This window comes from Moritella sp. Urea-trap-13 (assembly GCF_002836355.1).
In the GTDB taxonomy this organism is placed as follows: Bacteria; Pseudomonadota; Gammaproteobacteria; order Enterobacterales; family Moritellaceae; genus Moritella.
The window spans coordinates 306,620-326,152 of the sequence record NZ_PJCA01000031.1 but is presented as its reverse complement, the minus strand read 5'-3'; the positions used below and the strand labels follow the sequence as shown (position 1 = coordinate 326,152).

12 protein-coding genes are annotated in these 19,533 nt (G+C 41.5%); 9 read left to right on the top strand and 3 right to left on the bottom strand.

Annotation, left to right across the window (positions count from 1 at the left end; all coding sequences use genetic code 11):
• Positions 1-299: 299 nt before the first annotated feature.
• The 5 genes from CXF93_RS09435 to CXF93_RS09415 all read left to right on the top strand — a co-directional run bounded on the left by CXF93_RS09435 (position 300) and on the right by CXF93_RS09415 (position 8,643).
• Entirely contained in the window at positions 300-620 is a 321-nt protein-coding gene (locus CXF93_RS09435; protein WP_101062237.1) for an isoamylase early set domain-containing protein, read from the top strand.
• Positions 621-652: 32 nt separating this feature from the next.
• On the top strand, positions 653-2,902 hold the full coding sequence (glgB, locus tag CXF93_RS09430; protein ID WP_101062235.1) for a 1,4-alpha-glucan branching protein GlgB: 2,250 nt from the start codon (positions 653-655) through the stop codon (positions 2,900-2,902).
• Between the two features lie 54 nt (positions 2,903-2,956).
• Positions 2,957-5,455: a glycogen/starch/alpha-glucan phosphorylase gene (locus tag CXF93_RS09425; RefSeq protein ID WP_101062233.1), complete on the top strand. Its 2,499-nt coding sequence runs from the start codon at positions 2,957-2,959 to the stop codon at positions 5,453-5,455.
• Positions 5,456-5,603: 148 nt separating this feature from the next.
• Positions 5,604-6,920 carry a glucose-1-phosphate adenylyltransferase gene (gene glgC, locus CXF93_RS09420; protein ID WP_101062232.1) on the top strand — a complete coding sequence of 439 codons (1,317 nt, stop codon included), beginning with the start codon at positions 5,604-5,606 and terminating at the stop codon, positions 6,918-6,920.
• A gap of 157 nt (positions 6,921-7,077) precedes the next feature.
• Positions 7,078-8,643, top strand: a complete 1,566-nt coding sequence (locus CXF93_RS09415; RefSeq protein WP_101062230.1) for a glycogen synthase — start codon at positions 7,078-7,080, stop codon at positions 8,641-8,643.
• A 238-nt stretch (positions 8,644-8,881) separates the two neighbouring features.
• Here CXF93_RS09415 and CXF93_RS09410 read toward each other — a convergent pair whose 3' ends face one another.
• Both CXF93_RS09410 and aspA read right to left on the bottom strand, forming a co-directional pair.
• Entirely contained in the window at positions 8,882-10,183 is a 1,302-nt protein-coding gene (locus CXF93_RS09410) for an anaerobic C4-dicarboxylate transporter (protein WP_101062228.1), read from the bottom strand.
• Positions 10,184-10,429: 246 nt separating this feature from the next.
• The gene (gene aspA, locus CXF93_RS09405) at positions 10,430-11,881 is read right to left on the bottom strand and encodes an aspartate ammonia-lyase (RefSeq protein ID WP_101062226.1); all 1,452 of its coding nucleotides are present in this window, start codon (positions 11,879-11,881) and stop codon (positions 10,430-10,432) included.
• Positions 11,882-12,226: 345 nt separating this feature from the next.
• On the opposite strand from aspA, the gene CXF93_RS09400 reads away from it, so the two are divergent.
• Positions 12,227-12,907: a glutathione S-transferase family protein gene (locus tag CXF93_RS09400; RefSeq protein ID WP_369832220.1), complete on the top strand. Its 681-nt coding sequence runs from the start codon at positions 12,227-12,229 to the stop codon at positions 12,905-12,907.
• Between the two features lie 299 nt (positions 12,908-13,206).
• Here the strand turns inward: CXF93_RS09400 and CXF93_RS09395 are convergent, their stop codons facing one another.
• Positions 13,207-14,094: a cation diffusion facilitator family transporter gene (locus CXF93_RS09395; RefSeq protein ID WP_101062222.1), complete on the bottom strand. Its 888-nt coding sequence runs from the start codon at positions 14,092-14,094 to the stop codon at positions 13,207-13,209.
• Positions 14,095-14,906: 812 nt separating this feature from the next.
• On the opposite strand from CXF93_RS09395, the gene CXF93_RS09390 reads away from it, so the two are divergent.
• From CXF93_RS09390 to CXF93_RS09380, 3 genes are all read left to right on the top strand, one after another.
• Positions 14,907-16,607, top strand: a complete 1,701-nt coding sequence (locus CXF93_RS09390) for a bifunctional UDP-sugar hydrolase/5'-nucleotidase (RefSeq protein ID WP_101062221.1) — start codon at positions 14,907-14,909, stop codon at positions 16,605-16,607.
• 156 nt (positions 16,608-16,763) lie between these two features.
• A complete protein-coding gene (locus CXF93_RS09385; protein WP_101062219.1) occupies positions 16,764-18,170 on the top strand; it encodes an amidohydrolase family protein in 1,407 nt (468 codons plus the stop codon).
• A 106-nt stretch (positions 18,171-18,276) separates the two neighbouring features.
• The gene (locus CXF93_RS09380; RefSeq protein WP_101062217.1) at positions 18,277-19,476 is read left to right on the top strand and encodes a carbohydrate porin; all 1,200 of its coding nucleotides are present in this window, start codon (positions 18,277-18,279) and stop codon (positions 19,474-19,476) included.
• Positions 19,477-19,533 lie beyond the last annotated feature (57 nt).

Genomic DNA, 19,533 nt, shown 5'->3' with positions numbered 1-19,533 from the left:
ATTTTAGCTACAAGTATTTTACTCATCCGTCCAGGTATAAAGTATTACTAATTAGTTAATTTTTAATTAAAATAAATAAAAATGACTGTCCGTATATAAGAAATGACACTCAGTTACGAATGAAAGGCGATCATTGTGACGCAGATCACAAAACGCCGTTTAAAAACTTTAAACAAGCTCAGAAACCGATGATAATACCTCTATAGGAATACCCAATTAGGTTGATTATTTTGATTTGGGTACGTAAACGAAACTTGGCTTAAGTTATTAAAGCTACGACGTATAACAAGGAAGATAAAATGTTAAAAAAACGTTTTTTTAAAACCAAAACCGAAGCCGATGTAACGTTTGAATTCGCCTGTGACACAAATAACGCACTATTAAGTAGTGATACGGTTGAACTGTTTTGCGACTTTAATGACTGGCAAGCATTGCCAATGAAGTACATTAAGAAAGAAAAAGTATTTCGCGCCAAGGTTCGTTTACCAGAAAATAAGCAATTTCACTTCCGTTACTTAATTAATAGTAATGAATGGCATAACGATCATAAAGCAGACTTATATTTACCGAATACTTTCGGTACTGATAACAGCGTTGTATCTACATTACGTACAGCATAAAAGCTAACAATACGTTTAATCCAGGATGGATCATGAGTGACATTTCGACAACACCAGCAATAGCGACTCGCATTGAAGAGCGCTTTAACCATGAAATAGATGCCCTTAATCAAGGTAAACTCTATGACCCGTTTGCTTTTTTAGGTCCACACCAAGTAAGTAAAGATGAATACGAGCTTAAAGTATTCATTCCCGGTGCACAGCACGTTTATTATCAAGATAAAAGCCAGCAACGTCGTTACCAACGTGTTGGTAATAGTGATCTCTTTATCCTTAGCCTGTCAGCAAAACAATACAATGGCGATTATAAACTAACCATCGCTTATCCTTTTTCAACGGTTGTTGAGCAAGACCCTTATAAATTCTCATCGACACTTGATGCCGATGCGGTTTACTTGTTTAACGAAGGTACGTTAGAACAAGCACAACGTCATTTAGGCGCGCATTGGACTATCACCGATAATGTTGAAGGCGTCCGCTTTACTGTTTGGGCACCAAACGCCACTTCAGTAAGCTTAATTGGTAACTTTAACCATTGGAATACCACACGTCACCCGATGCGTAAGCACCTTGGTGCTGGCATTTGGGAAATATTCATTGCCGATATCGCTGACTCGGATCAGGATAACAATTACAAATTTAGTATTATCACCGAATGTGGTGAACGCTTAGAAAAAGCCGACCCTTTTGCTTCGTCAATGCAATTACGTCCGCAAACGGCCTCGTGCGTACCAACTAAAGCAACGTCTGCGACATGGCAGCAATCTCCCGCTAAAGCATGGGCGCAACGTGCTGAACGTAACGCCATAAATGCGCCAATCAGTATCTATGAAATCCATGCGGGTTCGTGGAAGCGTGACGAAAACAATCAATTTTTAAGTTACAAAGCGTTATCAGAACAGCTAGTACCTTATGTTAAAGAACTTGGTTTTACTCATATCCAGTTAATGCCAATTAGTGAGTTTCCGTTTGATGGTTCTTGGGGCTACCAACCCGTAGGATTGTTTGCGCCAACCAGTCGTTTCGGTAGCTTAGCTGACTTCCAATTCTTTGTTGATGCCTGTCACGCTGCCAACCTTGGTTTATTAATCGATTGGGTACCAGGACACTTCCCTGCCGATGCCCACGGTTTAGCTCAGTTTGATGGCTCACATCTGTTTGAACATGCGGATAAACGTCAAGGTTTCCATCCCGATTGGAATACTCACATCTTTAATTACGATCGTGCTGAAGTGCAGAGCTTCTTAATTTCCAATGCCCTTGCTTGGTTTGATAACTTTGCCATTGATGGCCTGCGTGTTGATGCGGTTGCCTCTATGTTGTATCTCGACTACAGCCGCAAAGAAGGTGAATGGATCCCGAATGAACACGGTGGTCGCGAAAACCTCGGCGCAATTGAATTATTGAAACAAGTGAACCAGCGTTGTTATAAAAATCACCCTGGTATCATGATGGTCGCTGAAGAATCAACAGCCTGGCCTGGTGTGACTAACTTTGTCGACCAAGGTGGGCTTGGTTTTGGTTACAAGTGGAACATGGGTTGGATGAATGACAGCTTAGAATACATGAGTTGTGACCCACTTTATCGTCAACATCACCACCATGAAATGACGTTCTCACTGGCTTATGCATTTAGTGAAAACTTTATCTTACCGCTAAGTCATGACGAAGTTGTGCACGGTAAAGGTTCATTGCTTAACAAGATGCCTGGCGATGATTGGCAGAAGTTTGCCAATTTACGTGCTTATTACGGCTTCATGTGGGCACACCCAGGTAAGAAATTATTGTTTATGGGGTGTGAATTTGGTCAACGAGCAGAATGGAATCATGACCAATCGCTAGACTGGCATTTACTTGAGCAACCAGAGCACCAAGGTGTGCAAGCGCTGATTAAATCACTCAATAACAGTTATTGTCATCAAACTGCCTTATTTGAGTTAGACACTGATCATCAAGGATTTGATTGGATCGACGCCAGTAACGCCGAACAGTCAGTGTTTAGTTTCTTACGTTATAACAAAAGCAAAGACCAACATGTGGTTGTGATATCGAACATGACACCCGCATGTCAGTCACACTATCGCATTGGTGTACCGAGTCTTGGTGAGTATGAAGTACTCGTCAATACCGATGATACTCAGTTTGGCGGCAGTGGTTTTGCAACACAGACAAGTTACATCGCGGAATATGTTGAGTGGCAAGGCTTTACCCAAAGTATTTGTATCCCACTACCACCACTATCAACGGTATATCTAGCGCCAAAAACGAATCGTGCTGAATAAATAGATAACGAAAAAATAACTAATTCGCCCAAATGTCATAATAAAGGAAGTTATATGTCATTAAAGAAACAAAAGTCTAAAGCAAACAAGGTTTGCACGTTAGAGACAAATAATGGGCCAGTGGTTAATGCCAGCACCTTGCCTGAAGATTTACAGCGTCATTTCCATTACACCTTAGGGCGTGATGAAGTTGGTGAGTCGCCGCAGTATTTATATCATGCGCTTGCATTAACAATCCGTGACCGCTTGATGGAAAAATCACGCGCGACCAAGAAACAACAGCAAGCACAACCTACCCGCCGCGCCGCTTACCTGTCGTTAGAATTTTTGATGGGTCGCGCACTGGGTAATGCAGTATTAAATCTTGATTTAGAAGACAGCGTACGCAAAGGCCTTAATCACTACAGTAGCGAATTAGAAACCATTGCCGAGTCAGAACACGATGCTGGTTTAGGTAACGGTGGTCTAGGTCGTCTAGCTGCCTGTTTCCTTGATAGTTGCGCAAGCTTAGCATTGCCAGTAACCGGTTATGGCATCCGTTATGAATACGGTATGTTTAACCAAAGCATTGAAAATGGTCATCAAATAGAACATCCAGATAACTGGCTACGTGACGGTCATCCTTGGGAAGTTGCCGCTCCAGAACATAACCGCAGAGTGAAGTTCTTTGGCCATGTAGAGACTTATCAAGACAAAGAAGGCCGTACTCAGCACCAATGGGTTGGTACTGAAGATGTGCTTGCCGTACCATATGATGTGCCAGTTCCCGGTTATCAAAACGGTATCGTTAATACATTACGTCTCTGGAAATCAGCGGCAACAGATGAATTTGATCTCGGAGAATTCAACGCTGGTAGTTATACCGAAGCCGTTGCCCGTAAAAACTTAGCTGAACAAATCACCATGGTACTGTATCCAAACGATGCCAGTGAAAATGGTAAAGAGCTACGTTTACGTCAGCAATACTTCCTGACTTCTGCCAGCTTACAAGACATTATTGCGGAGTGGGTAAAAGTACACGGTAGCGACTTCACTGACTTTGCTAAGTACCACGTATTCCAACTTAACGATACTCACCCAAGTGTGGCAGTTGCTGAGTTAATGCGTTTATTACTCGATGATCATGATTTAGATTGGGATGCTGCATGGCAGATCACCACATCGACTATGGCTTATACCAACCATACGTTATTGCCTGAAGCATTAGAAAAATGGTCTGTGCGCTTATTCTCACACCTACTGCCGCGTGTGCTTGAAATCATTTTTGAAATCAATGCCCGCTTCTTAACAGAAGTAGCTTGCCAATGGCCTGGTGATGTTGATAAGCAACGTGCATTATCAATTATTGAAGAAGGCGATGATCCACAAGTACGCATGGCTTATCTTGCCATTGTGGGTAGCTTCTCGGTAAACGGTGTTGCCGCATTGCATACCCAGTTATTGAGTGAAGGTTTGTTTAACGACTTCTATCAGTTGACGCCAAGCAAATTTAACAACAAAACCAATGGTGTTACCCCACGTCGTTGGTTAGCACATTGTAATCCCAAATTAAGCCAGCTGATTAGCGACAAGATCGGTAATGGTTGGACACGTGATTTAAGCGAGATCAGTAAGCTACGTCGTTACTATGACAACGAAAAGTTTCATGCTCAATGGCAAGACGTTAAACAACACAACAAACAACAACTTGCTGATTTAGTCAAAGAAGCTTGTGGTGTTGAATTCGATACCAACATGATGTTTGACGTACAAGTTAAACGTATGCACGAATACAAACGTCAGCTACTTAACATTATGCATGTTATCCATCTTTATGACCGCATTCGTCGCGGTGATACTGAAGGCATGACACCACGCTGCGTATTGATTGGTGGTAAAGCGGCGCCGGGTTACTTCATTGCTAAGTTAACGATTAAATTAATCAATAACGTGGCTGCAACGATCAATGCAGATCCGCTAGCACAACCTTGGTTACGCGTTGCCTTCTTACCAAACTACAACGTTACCGCGATGGAAACGATTTGTGCGGCAACCGACTTGTCAGAACAGATCTCGACTGCAGGTAAAGAAGCGTCTGGTACAGGTAATATGAAATTCATGATGAATGGTGCTGCAACTATCGGTACGTTAGATGGTGCCAACATCGAAATTCGTGATGCGGTTGGTGCAGATAACTTCTTCTTGTTTGGTGCGCGTAGCGAACAAGTAGCCGGTATCCGTGAACACTATAACCCAGCACAACTCATTGCCAACGACTGTAACTTAAATAACGTGATGGAATTACTTAATAGCGGTCACTTCAACTTGTTTGAAAATGGCTTATTCCAGCCGCTTATTGATTCTATTTTAAATGAACACGACCAGTGGTTAGTGGCACATGATTTCGCTGGTTACTGTAAAGCACAACAAGCTGCCGCCCTTGTCTATCAAGATAAACAAGCGTGGACACGATTAAGTATTTTGAATACTGCAGCAAGTGGCACGTTCTCAAGTGACCGTACCATTAATGAATACAACAACGACATTTGGAATCTAACACCACTGAGTGTTTAACTGACCTCAGTGTAAAAATTCATTTTAAATCAGGGCTGAAACAAGAGTTAATGCCCTGCACACTATTTATAATAGTGTTTTATTTCATCGATGATTTAAAGCACTTTATATAAACCGAATTCCGACACAAAGCTTATGGAGAAGTAATATGTCACAAGGTGCACATCGCTATATCAGTAACTTAACAAAAGATACTTACGCCCTTATCCTTGCAGGTGGCCGAGGTAGTCGTTTACATGAGTTAACTGATTGGCGCGCAAAACCAGCAGTATTTTTCGGCGGTAAATTCCGCATTATCGACTTCCCATTATCTAATTGCATTAACTCTGGGATCCGTCGTGTTGGTATTGCAACACAGTACAAATCACATTCATTAATCCGTCACGTAAACCGTGGTTGGGGACATTTCAAAAAAGAATTGTCTGAATCGGTAGAGATCTTACCGGCATCACAGCGTTACGGTAACGACTGGTATTCAGGTACTGCAGATGCCGTATTCCAAAACATGGATATTATCCGCGCTGAAAAGCCAAAATACGTAATGATCTTGTCTGGTGACCATGTATATCGTATGGATTACGGTGATCTGCTAGCCAAGCATTTGGAAAATGGCGCAGACATGACGGTGTGCTGCATTGAAGTACCAACGGAAGAAGCCGCTGGCCAATTTGGTGTAATGACAGTTGATACTGATAACCGTGTTAAACGTTTTGATGAAAAACCAGCACAGCCAAATGAGATTCCGGGTAAACCGGGTCAATGTTTAGCATCAATGGGTAACTATGTATTTAATACAGAATTCCTATTCGAACAGTTAGAAAAAGATGCCACTCGTGAAACTTCAGATCGTGATTTTGGTAATGACATCATTCCATCAATCATTGATGATCATCAAGTGTTTGCATTCCCATTCAGCGACCCTGATAGCGACAAACAACCGTACTGGCGCGATGTAGGTACACTGGATTCATTCTGGGAAGCGAATATGGAACTGGTTACACCAGAACCACAGCTTGACCTGTATGATTCAAGCTGGCCGATTTGGACGTACCAAGAACAACTACCGCCTGCTAAGTTTATTTTTGATAACGATGTACGTCGTGGTATGGCTGTTGACTCAACGGTTTCAGGTGGCTGTATTATTTCTGGATCAACGATCCGTAAATCACTATTATTCTCTAACGTACATGTGCACTCGTTCTCGACAGTTGAAGAGTCGGTGATACTACCGGGTGCTAATATCGGTGAAAACTGTCAATTACGTCGTACTATCGTTGACAGTAACTGCGAATTACCAGCAGGCTTAATCGTTGGTCATGATACAGAACAAGATATCGCTAATGGCTTCCGTGTTTCACCAAAAGGGATCACGCTAGTTACTTCAGATATGCTGAAACACATGGCAGCAAAACAAGCCAAAGCGGCATTAGAAAAAACCGCTGAACAAGCTGTAGCACTCGTTTAAAAAATAACGATGCTCAATACTTGATAAGCAATAAGCCACTTAACTAAGTGACTTATTGCTATTTTTGTTTTATAACTTTAGTTTCAAGAATACATCTAATTCTACAAGTACATCTAATAACACAACTTTACTATTCTGCTTTAAGGACAATTTATTCATGCACGTTTTAATGATAGCAGCCGAAAATGATTCGATACCTGGTGCTAAAGTTGGTGGCGTTGCTGACGTCGTTCGAGATTTACCAAAAGCCTTACCTCAACATGATGTAAGTGTCGATGTTGTGATCCCTGATTATGGCCATTACGCGGCAAAGTTTGAGTCACGTCAACTCGCTAGCGTTAATGTTGAGTTTGCAGGTCAAACAGAAACAGTCACCCTATTCGAACTTTTCTTGCCTACAAGTGCGGCTAAAGTCCGTCAATTTGTATTGCAACACCCACTATTTTCTCAAGGCGGCAGTGTTTACAGTCATGACGAAGGCAATCGCCCTTTTGCCACTGACGCAAGCAAGTACGCCTTGTTCAACCTTGCGGTATGCCAACTGCTTATCGAGTCTAAATTCACTCGTCCTGATGTATTACATTTACACGACTGGCACAGTGCAACTGTCGCAGTGTTAAGCAAATATGCGCCGCAATATGCAGAACTGGCAAACATTCATTCTGTCTACACAGTGCATAACATTGCCTTGCAAGGTATCCGCCCAATTACGGACGATGAATCAAGCTTACACCATTGGTTCCCTAGCCTTAATTTTGATCCAAGTGTTATTTGCGACCCACGTTATACCCATTGCTATAACCCAATGCGTGCTGGTATCAACTTGTGTAATAAAGTGCATGTGGTATCACCAACCTATGCAGAAGAAGTATTACACGCCAGCGATGCTGCGAATGGCTTCTTTGGTGGTGAAGGTCTAGAGCAAGACTTAGCAGCCGCAAAACAGCAAGGTCGCTTAGTTGGTATTTTAAATGGTTGTGAATACGCTGACACGGTAACTAAGAAACGCGCTAAAAAACCAGCACTCAGTACTTTCCTCGCGCCTGCACAGCAACAAGTTAAACGTTGGTTAGCACAGTCAGCACAATTGAAGACAGTACATTACCTTGCTAACGAGCAGATTAATAATTGGAACAGCCAAGCACCCTTCTCTGATTTCTTAGTGACGAGTATTGGTCGTTTAACCGATCAAAAAGCACTATTATTACGCCAGCCTTACCAAGGTAAAACGGTATTGTCGGTATTGCTTGATGATCTTGCGCGTGTGAATGGCAGGATGATTATTCTAGGCTCTGGTGATACTCAAATTGAATTTGAATTCATGCAGTTAATGGCAAGTCATGACAATTTTTTATTCTTGAACGGCTATGGCCAAGCATTATCAGATCAGATGTATCTACACGGCGATCTGTTCTTAATGCCAAGCTCGTTTGAACCTTGTGGCATCAGTCAAATGTTAGCAATGCGTGATGGTCAACCTTGCCTTGTGCATGCGGTTGGTGGTTTGAAAGATACGGTTCAGCATTTAGAAAATGGCTTTAGCTTTAATGGTTCATCACTACAAGCACAAAGTGATAACTTAATCGCTGCCTTTAATGATGCCATTAAGCTACATGCGAATAAGCCTAAGACATGGGCTAAGATTGCAGACAACGCAAAGTCAGCGCGTTTCAGTTGGCAAGAAAGTACTAAACAGTATCTAGAACTGCTTTATAAACACTAATAGACTGCGCGTTTAAACAGTTATCTGCAGCAGATATCTGTATAAAGCTCTCTACATAAAGCTTTATATATAAATAGACAAACCACCCAGCTCTACTTACATAGTTGCTGGGTGGTTTTTTATTGTCTTCAGTTTACCAAAAACGCAAAAGACGCCATTTACATTAAATGGCGTCTTTTGCGTTTAGTCTAATTTTTTTAGCTTTCGCTAACTCTCTTTTAGCTTAGGCTAGTGCCAATTAAATAATAAGCCCGCCAAACACAAAACCAAGTGCAACAGACGTTGAGATAGTCGCTACACCAGGAATAAAGAATGGGTGGTTAAAGACTAAATTACCAATACGTGTTGAGCCTGTATCATCCATTTCTACCGCGGCAAGCAATGTCGGGTAAGTTGGTAGTACAAACAGCGCACTTACAGCAGCAAAAGAAGCCACCGCCGTAATAGGTGCAACACCAATCGCAAGTGCCGCTGGCATCAGTGCTGTGGTTGTTGCGCCTTGAGAGTAAAGCAACATTGAAGCAAAGAATAACACCACCGCTAACATCCAAGGATATTGTTCAAGGATACTGGCTGAAAACTCTTTGATGTCACCGATATGAGCAGACACAAACGTATCACCAAGCCAGGCAACACCAAGCACACACACACAAGCACTCATGCCTGATTTGAATGTAGCTGCGTTAGCAATTTGCGACGCATCAATCTTAGTAAAAGTCACAATGCACGCTGCAGCAGTCAGCATTAACGCCATAATGGCTTCGTTACGACCAATTGTTGGATTTTCAATAAGACCCACACTACCACTAATCATCGTTGCATAAGCGACAACAGCAACAATAGCGGCGCAGAAAATATAAACGGATGTTTTGGCTGTCGGTAAAATTTCACGTTTACCTTCACCATTCATCTTAATCAGCCCTTTTGCGAGGCGGTCTTGATACACAGGATCGTCTTTTAGTTCACAGCCTAAAAAGTTTGCAACAAATGCACCGACCATACACGCTAAGAATGTAGATGGAATACATACCGCTAACAGCGTTAAATAATCCACACCGAGTGGCTCAAGAATACCTGAGAAGAATACGACTGCAGCTGATATTGGCGACGCAGTAATAGCAATTTGAGACGCCACAACAGCAATAGACAATGGACGCGATGGACGAATACCTTGTTCTTTTGCTACTTCTGCAATCACAGGTAACGTCGAGAACGCCGTGTGACCCGTACCCGCTAACACTGTCATGAAATAAGTCACGATAGGTGCATAGAAGGTAATGCGTTTTGGATTTTTACGTAGAAATTTTTCAGCTAAATCAACCAGCCAATCCATACCACCAGCCACTTGCATTGCTGCAATTGCCGTGATCACTGACATGATGATTAAAATAACATCGATAGGGATAGATCCCGCATCGAGACCTAAAATCATGGTTAAGACAAGTACGCCCGCACCGCCCGCAAACCCGATACCAATACCACCAATACGCGCACCTAAATAGATGAACAGCAGTACGACAAAAAGTTGTACAACAATCATAGAAAACTCCGATTAAGATTAAAAAATATGCGATAACTAAATCTGTATTTGTCGAAAACAGATTTCTACTCAGTTAACCGTTTTGTCCGTGTTCTTACACCAAGGTTTCCCGTTCAATCGCTTACGTATTTGGCCTATTCTACTTATTTCGCCTAGTAAAACGTCCGATTGAACGGTACTCCTATCATGGTTAAAATCGCGAACGGTCAATATATTTTCAACTTGATTGACTCAGTCCAACGCTGATTAAACCGTTTTCGCAAAACGTTGCCCAGTGTATTTTGGTTTCATTAGGTTTTCGATAGAGAAGATTTCATCTAACTCTGCTTCAGACAGTAACCCACGTTCCAACACCACTTCACGTACATTCTTACCTGTTTCGGCACAGATTCTACCGATAACATCACCTTCATGATGACCAATAAATGGATTTAGATAAGTGATAATACCAATTGAATTTAACACGAAGTCTTGGCATACCTTGCGATTAGCGGTAATGCCTTTAACGCATTTGTCTTGTAGCGTGAAACAGGCATTTTCTAATAACGATAATGATTCAAATAGGCATTGACCAATGACAGGTTCCATTACATTCAATTGTAATTGACCTGCTTCAGCAGCCATGGTGATGGTTAAATCGTTACCACATACTTTAAATGCAACTTGGTTAACCACTTCTGGAATAACAGGGTTTACTTTTGCTGGCATAATTGATGAACCGGCTTGCATTTCAGGTAGATTAATTTCATTTAAACCAGTACGAGGACCAGAAGAAAGCAGGCGTAAGTCGTTACAAATTTTAGATAGTTTTACCGCTAAGCGTTTTAAGCCACTCGACAACATGACATATGCGCCACAGTCAGACGTTGCTTCAACTAAATCTTCAGCAGGCACAAATGCATGACCGGTAATTTCAGCTAGTTTTTCAATCGCGAGTTCTGAATAACCAATTGGCGAGTTTAAGCCGGTACCGATTGCAGTCGCGCCGAGATTAATTTCAAGCAGTAATTCTTGGCAACGGTTAATACTTCTGATTTCTTCTTTTAACGTAATACCAAAGGCGTGGAACTCTTGACCTAATGTCATCGGTACTGCGTCTTGTAACTGAGTGCGACCCATTTTCAATACATCGTTAAATTCTTCAGCTTTGTCTAAAAAGGTTTCGCTTAATGACGTTAGCGCCACTAATACAGCATTACTGCGTTCAAACAAGGCAACGCGGAAGCCTGTAGGATAAGCATCATTGGTACTTTGACTTTTATTCACATGGTCATTTGGGTTGATGTGATTATAAGCACCTTTGGCATGGCCCATCTGCTCTAACGCGATATTGGCGATGACTTCATTGGTATTCATATTTACCGATGTACCCGCGCCACCTTGGAATGCATCAACGGGGAACTGATTGTAAAATTCGTCGCTTGCTAGCAATGTATTACACGCGTTAACAATTGCTTCACTGACTTCTTCTGGAATTGTACCGAGAATGCCGTTGGCTAATGCTGCTGCTTTTTTAGTTTTTACCATGCCGCGTACAAACTCAGGACAGTCGCCAATCTTCTCCTTACTGATTTTAAAATTTTCCATTGCTCTTAATGTGTGAATACCGTAGTAAGCGTGTGCAGGTATTTGTTTTACTCCGAGTAAATCAGTTTCTAGACGGGTTTCTAATGCGAAATCGGTTGCTAATACTGTCATGAATACACTCTGCTAATTGGATTATGTTTAAAGGATATATAAAGATTATGAGTGGATAATACGTTCTATTTTTTGTAATAAAGCGTGTTTCGATCACCTTTTAAAAACAAAAGCTTACGAAGATGAAGAATGTTTTTTTCGACCTCTGAATCAGCATGTTTTATGTATTTTTATAATTGATTCCGCCACAAACACCTACTTATGGCTAGTGAATCAATATATTTTTAAATAATCAAAAAATGGTAAGTGTTGAATTAATGTGTTTGTTTTATGAACTTTATGTTATTCGATAGGTTATTAGGCATGAAAAACAGCATTAAATACCGATGGTGATATAGTAGGTTCATTGCGCTGAACAAAAGGAGAGATATTATTTACACATTATATTGGGATCGCGGAGGGGCTAACATGGCCACTCACGCCGTATTGGAAGAATTGGGTGTGGCCTATGAATTAGTCGAGATCGACTTAGCTAAACAAATGCAACGTACTCCTGAGTATCTGGCGATCAACCCGAACGGTAAGGTGCCGACATTACAGCACCGAGGCGAGGTCATTTATGAATCAGCAGCGATCCTGATGTATATACTTGATCAGCACCCAGATAGTGGTTTGGCGCCCGCACTGCATTCACCGCAACGAGGTCACTATTACCAATTCCTCACCTGGATGTCGAACACGCTGCAAGAAGCAGCTAACCGCTGGGCTCATCCAGAGCACTATATTACTAGCGATGTCAGTGTCGGCGGCGATACTGATTTGAGCCAGGTGGTGGATAAGGCAACCCAAGACCTGAATCGCTGCTGGAGCATCATTGATGATGAACTAGGTAACAAAGGCCCGTGGCTTCTAGGCGACAACATAAGCGGCGCCGACTTTCACCTGTTTATGGTGGCCTATTGGAGCCGTCGATATGACAGTCGTGCGCAGGACTGGCCAAACTTATGTCGCCACCAGCAAGCTATGCTCCAGCGCAACTCTATTCAACAGATGATGTCTCAGGAAGGTTTAACATTCGAATGCTGACCCTAGGGTAAAATGCGCCTAAGCATCCAATAAAAATGGAAAGAACATTTACGTTTATAATTGAGTGGGGACAATTGTTATATGCAAAGTAGTGCTATTCTTCATATGCGCAATTGCATGGGAAGTCGATGAGGGATGTTGTAAGCGATATCTAACTCTGTTTGGAGAAAATTCGGCTTAGCTTTTTGCACTAAGCCAGAATTGGACAAGAGTGAGCCAGCAGTGATCCACTGACTCGGTACTAGGCCTGTGTAAATTAGCTTAGAAAAACTAAGTTAATATTAAAGCTTACAATTCGACTAAAGAGAATGATGTTCATCATTATATGGTTCTATATGAATTGTAATATCGGTTAAATTTGGCATTAAATGTAATATTTTACTTCTAAAGCCTTTAGCTATTTCATGCCCCTCTTTTACTGTTAAATGAGGCTCTACGAGCAAATGGAAATCTGCAATGACAGCGCTTCCCGAACATCGAGACCGAATAGCATGTACCTCTTTAACGTCATTGTCATTGCTCGCTAATTGCTGAATTGAATTCACGATGTCACTCCCTGCACTCTGCTCACAAAACTCAATAAATAAAGGCAAAACGATATCAAATGCCCCCTTGAGTATCATTACACTTACTAATATCGCAGCTACTTGGTCAAGATAAAAATAAGGTGGTAAAAACGGCGCCGCGATGACAGAAATTACAACGGGTATCGAGCTAAGCGCATCAGAGCGGTGATGCCATGCATTAGCTCGTAGTGCTGAAGAGCCTAGCTCTAACGAACGTTTTAGAGTCCAACGATAAAGAATTTCTTTCGCTAATATTGATATTAACGCAACCAACAAAGCTAAAAAATGTGGGTTCGTTGGATCATTAGCACCAATACGTGAGATAGAGTCGACTGTAATACCAACAGCGGTAATAATAAGCACAATTCCAATTACAAGATTAGTTACACTTTCAAACCGATGATGCCCATATGGGTGCTTATCATCTGCTGGTGCAGTCCAATAATGAGCGCCAATTAATATTGCGGCATCTGAAATCAGGTCTGAAAAGCTGTGTACTCCGTCCGCAATGAGTGCGGAGCTACTAGTTAGTATGCCTCCAATAATTTTGATAAAAGCGAGTATAATATTAACAAGTGCACCAACTAAGGTGACTTTCTTTATCGCATCTAATGTTGTCATAATTCGTCCTGAAAATATTTAAATTTAGATTAGCGCTTTGATAATTGACTAAGTGTCCGTGAAGCAACGCTTTTAGCTGTCCGCCCGAAGCTAAGCATTGGCCGGCTATTCTATGCCTGTATTCCCAGCTTGACATTTTGGGCACTTACGATGGAATACGTCAGTACCTTTTGTACCACGAGTTCTTTATCTGCGGATGACACTGTAACTCCTAACCACTCGATTGCAGTTTTTCCAGCTGATTCAAGTAACACCATATCTGCTTGCGTAAGTTTAAAACTGGGAATTGAGTTACATAGTAGTAAGATAATTGTTGAAGATTTATCGGCAAAGCTTATGAAATTATATATAGCTTAAATTCGATTGAATTATAAATAAACTTCAAACTAACAGTACAAAATTTACCCTTAATTACAATCAGATTGTGAACATATCATCACTTGAAATTACGTTGACGATTTAAATGATCCATAACAAAATATATGTCGAATCGACATGAGTATATTGTGGGTGAATAATGACTCTAAGCCACTTTGGGGCAAATTTTTTTCTACCCACTCAACAGAGAGTCGAATTGATGGGGTTGTATTAGCTGTCCGACCAGCGCTAATGCTTCAACGTCTACTAAGCCAAGTAAGTAACTGAAGAGAAACAAACATTTTCCTGTTTTTATCCGCTGAAAAATGAACATATCAGCTCTGTCACTCCAATCCCCCATTTTATTAAGCTAAATATATTCATGATAATGTCATCATTAATGCGTTACTATCAATTAAGGTATCGATTAAGCTATAGATAAAAATTGAAACATTATGATAAAGAATAATAAGCCCGTTAAAATAACACTCGCACATATAAATGATACGCACTCCTACTTTGAGCCTCAGTCACTGCAATTACAGCTTAATATTGACGGCAGAATGATATCGCCTTATGTCAGCAATGGCGGCTTTTCTCGTATCGCCACGCGCGCTAAACAGCTTAAAGCGACCGCACTGCAACATGATCGTGATTTTATATTTGTCCATGCTGGCGATTGCTTTCAAGGCACCCTCTATTTCTCGCTATTCAAAGGTAAAGCCAACTCCGATATGCTCAACGCATTAGGCATTGATGTCATGACCATTGGTAACCATGAACTCGATATGGGTAATGAGCCAGTGGCTGAATTTTTAGATCGTATTGAGTTTCCACTGCTCGCTGGCAACTGGGATCTGACTAACGAATTAACAACCAAGTCGCATTACTTAAAGGGTCGCCCTAACTTACTCTCTTATCAACCAGAGCAGCAGATTGCACGCTGGATGACGCGTGTTGTCGATGGCGAGTCCGTGGCAATATTCGGGGTATCACTGGATAAGATGGCCGATATAGCCAATGTCGATCCAGACACACCATTTGTTAATGCCATTGAAACGGCCAGAAATACCGTTCGTGCTATCCGAGAATCAGGGATTAATAAGATCATATTATTAAGTCACCTTGGTTTTACTGGGGATTGTGAGCTTGCAGAGAAAGTTGATGGCATCAGCTTGATTGTAGGTGGTCATAGCCACAACCTGCTGGGAGATTTCAGCGACTTAGGACTGAAAAAAGAAGCTGAATACGGGCATCAAGTAAATGATACTTATATTGTGCAAGCAGGATTCCACTCACAGGCGCTTGGTCACTGTGAAATTGATTTCGCTGCCGATGGTTCTGTTAGTACTTTTAAGGGCAAGAATGAACTGTTGATTGGTCGCCGACTCTGCACGGATGCAAGCTTGTTAACAGCCAATGACGATGAAATCCATGCACAGGCTAGCCTCTACCTCACGCAACATGAAAACGTAGTGATATGTAAAAAAGATCCGCAACTACAAAGTTTGCTACAGGATAAGTACATCCCGAGAGTGCGTGAGCTGCAAAGTACAGTTATTGCTAACTTAACAAAAGATATGCGTCATATCCGCGTTCCCGATCTGCAAGGCGGCAGTGAGATAGCCCCGCTAGTCGCTGAATCGTTTGCGCATATGATGAATAAAGACGGTCATCAAATAGACTTTGCCATTCATAATGCCGGTGGTGTAAGAACGTCTTTATTCCAAGGTAACATATCGATTTGTGATATCGCTGGTAAGCTACTACCCTTTGCCGTTCCCATCGGAGCTTATCGCATCAAAGGCAAATATATAGCACAGGCGCTCGAGGGTGCGATCAACAACGCTATCAATAACGGCGTTCTTGGTACTGGTTCGGGTAGTTACCCTTATACATACAACCTGGATTTTAACTATTACGCCGAACGGCCTCTGGGTAAGCGCATTGCTGAACTTATGATTAATACAGCACAAGGTGGCTGGATCAATATCGACCATGAAATGAGTTATTACGGCAGCTCTTCTGCGTATACCATGAAAGGTAAAGAAGGTTACGAAGCCTTAACAATGATGGAAGGTGACGGGGTTATTAGCCACTATTCGATGGCAGATTGCTTCATTGATTTTATTCAAAATGTTCCCTACAGGCTATAACTTAAGGGTTAAAGGCTAAGAGCTTAGCTCTTAGCCAAAATCTAAGATATTCGCGTTATTTTCATTTTTTACTACCCTTAATATTTAGTTAACTTATGCAATTAAAATAATCAAAATGCGATCAGACTGCATATTTTTAATACTTAAGGGACAAAAATGAAATTGACACATACGCTCATTAGTAAAGCCATTAGCAAAGTAGTCATGACTGCAGCTATTAGCTTATCACTCGCATCCGTAAGTATCGCCGCCGAGCAAACATTAATTAAAAACGTAAAAATTTGGGATGGTCTCTCAAAAAACCTCAGTAAAACTCAAGATGTATTAGTTGAGGGCGAATTAATTAAATCCATTGGTGCAGGCTTGAAAGTGGACGCCGATGTTGAGGTTATCGATGGTGGTGGTCGAACCTTGATGCCAGGACTTATTGAAGGACATGGGCATTTACAAATGAACGGGACTTCATTAGCCGATATCGAAAACAACAGAAACTGGGAAGAGTTAGCTGTCCGTTCAGCTGCCAAAGCTAAAATTGCGTTAATGAGTGGTTTTACAAGTTGGAGAGATGCAGGTGGTATGGGGGCTGGTCTCAAAAAAAGCATTGATACTGGTGTTGTTGATGGACCACGTATATACCCCGCGGGCGCTTTTATCGGCCCAACAGGTTCGCATGCTGATTTCAGAAATTTCACCACCCCGAACGAAACATTTTATGGTCCAAGCTCCTCAGGTGCTCGCCATGGCATGACAGTGACTGCTGATGGTGTTGATGCGATAAAAGCAGCGGCACGTCAAAACTTCATGCAAGGTGCAACACAAATTAAAATTATGTCTAGTGGTGGTGTGGCTTCGCAATTTGACCCTTGGCAATTAGATGCCTACTCAGCAGAAGAGATCCGTGCTGCAGTTGAAGTCGCGGATGCATATGGTTCTTATGTGATGTCCCATGCTTATAGCAAAAAATCGATTATACGCTGCCTTGAAAACGGCGTAAAAACCATTGAACACGGTTTTATGTTTGATGGCGACATTGCTAAGCTGATGAAAGAAAAAGGGGCGTATATGACAACAAATATGCACGCATTTTCCCCCTACTTAGGTGAGATAGAAGCAATTAAATCTAGTCCAGCATCCTCTAGAAAAGCAGCGTCAGCAACAAAGTCATTTAAAGATTACATTAAAAATGTGAATAAGTACCAGCCAAAGTTGGCATTCAATGCCGATTGTGTCGGTTTCGGCGATTCTTGTGTTAAACAGACTGATCATGAAATTTACTTAAGTGCTAAATTCTTTGGTAATCACTTTGCCCTCAAATCATTAACATCAGTAGCAGGTGAAATGGTTGCCCTTTCAGGGAGTACACTCAATCCCTATTTCAAAGGTCCTTTAGGCGTGGTAAAAGCGGGTGCTTATGCTGATTTACTACTTGTAGATGGTAATCCTCTTGAAGATATAACCGTTATCGGCGGTAATGAAAAATGGTTTGATGCACCGACACGCCAAGGTATTAAAACAATGCGTATCATAATGAAAGGCGGGGTTGTATACAAAAATACGCTATAAACCTATTTCCTTAGTAGAGACATTCAGTTACTAACTTGCAAAATATACACGTTAGTTTCCAACATGAAAAAAATTCAAACAATGTGTTTTATCTAAAGGAGAAAGCATGTTCACACAATCGTCCTTTTTGGCCCTAGCAATGATGAGTTTTTTCTCTTCATCACTCGTCTATGCAAGTGATAAAAAGGGCGTTAACTTTGGCAGCCCAGATGCGGTAGACAACCAAATAGCCGAGGATAATAAAAAATCAAAGTCTCACTTTAAAACACCATTAGAAAAAAACAACCTCAACCTAGGTGCTGATTACTCCGCTGTTTATCTTAGCTCTAATGATGTGTCGCCCGGCTCAGAAGACAATGCCGCAAGTGGTATGTTGCGTATTTACGGTAGTTGGAACCCTGTCGGTATTGGTACTAACAATACTGGCGGCTTGGTTTGGAAAGTTGAACACAGGCATTCTTATACCGACACTTCCGTAAAGAATTTTGAATTTGATACTGGTGGTCTAGGCTTAATTACACCGCCTTTTAGTGATGAAGGCACCCGTATAACCAACCTTTATTGGAAGCAACAACTGATGGACGGTAAAGCGACTGTGGTTGCGGGATTTCTAGACCTAACAGATTTTGTTGATGTGTTTGCGATGGCAAGCCCATGGACAGGGTTTATGAATTTTGCTTTTAGTACAGGGACAACGACGATTGCTCTGCCTGGAGACGCAGCGTTAGGGGTTGCTGGCGGCATGATGTTATCTGATGAGTATTATCTTATTGGTAGTTTTGCCGATATGAATTCAGATCCGACCAAAATAGCAGATGGTATTGACTCATTTTTCAATGACAGTAAATATTTTAAAAGTGTAGAACTCGGTTGGACAAAGTCTCAAGGACAAGTGTACGTTGATAATATTCACGTCACATTATGGCATGCAGATGAAAGTGAAAAACAAGGGTCAAACAAAGGTTACGGCAGTAATTTTTCAGCGTCTCGGTTAATGGATGGTCAGTGGCTGCCTTTTGTTCGTGCTGGTTATTCACAAGATGCTTGCACCTTAATGGAAAAATCCATTAGTACTGGCTTTGGGTACTATGGTCTAGGTGGTGAGTCTAACAACTTAGGCTTAGCAATAAACTGGGGAGAAGTTAAAGGCAGTGATGATCAATACACCACGGAAGTATTTTACATTATGAAACCTTTAGATTATTTGGAAGTCACTACTGATGTGCAATACATTGCTAACCCGGCATTGAATACCAATGAAAGTAGTGTATTAATATTTGGCTTGAGAATGAGACTCGCCATCTAGTATTCATTCATCGTTAAGCCGCGGCCCCTATATCAAGTCACTTTTTAACAGCTGAAT

Coding starts and splice junctions, on each gene's coding strand:
- CXF93_RS09410 (WP_101062228.1), bottom strand. CDS start 10,183: ATGATTGTTGTACAACTTTTTGTCGTACTGCTGTTCATCTATTTAGGT.
- CXF93_RS09385 (WP_101062219.1), top strand. CDS start 16,764: ATGAAATTGACACATACGCTCATTAGTAAAGCCATTAGCAAAGTAGTC.
- glgC (WP_101062232.1), top strand. CDS start 5,604: ATGTCACAAGGTGCACATCGCTATATCAGTAACTTAACAAAAGATACT.
- glgB (WP_101062235.1), top strand. CDS start 653: ATGAGTGACATTTCGACAACACCAGCAATAGCGACTCGCATTGAAGAG.
- CXF93_RS09425 (WP_101062233.1), top strand. CDS start 2,957: ATGTCATTAAAGAAACAAAAGTCTAAAGCAAACAAGGTTTGCACGTTA.
- CXF93_RS09395 (WP_101062222.1), bottom strand. CDS start 14,094: ATGACAACATTAGATGCGATAAAGAAAGTCACCTTAGTTGGTGCACTT.
- CXF93_RS09435 (WP_101062237.1), top strand. CDS start 300: ATGTTAAAAAAACGTTTTTTTAAAACCAAAACCGAAGCCGATGTAACG.
- CXF93_RS09390 (WP_101062221.1), top strand. CDS start 14,907: ATGATAAAGAATAATAAGCCCGTTAAAATAACACTCGCACATATAAAT.
- aspA (WP_101062226.1), bottom strand. CDS start 11,881: ATGACAGTATTAGCAACCGATTTCGCATTAGAAACCCGTCTAGAAACT.
- CXF93_RS09415 (WP_101062230.1), top strand. CDS start 7,078: ATGCACGTTTTAATGATAGCAGCCGAAAATGATTCGATACCTGGTGCT.
- CXF93_RS09380 (WP_101062217.1), top strand. CDS start 18,277: ATGTTCACACAATCGTCCTTTTTGGCCCTAGCAATGATGAGTTTTTTC.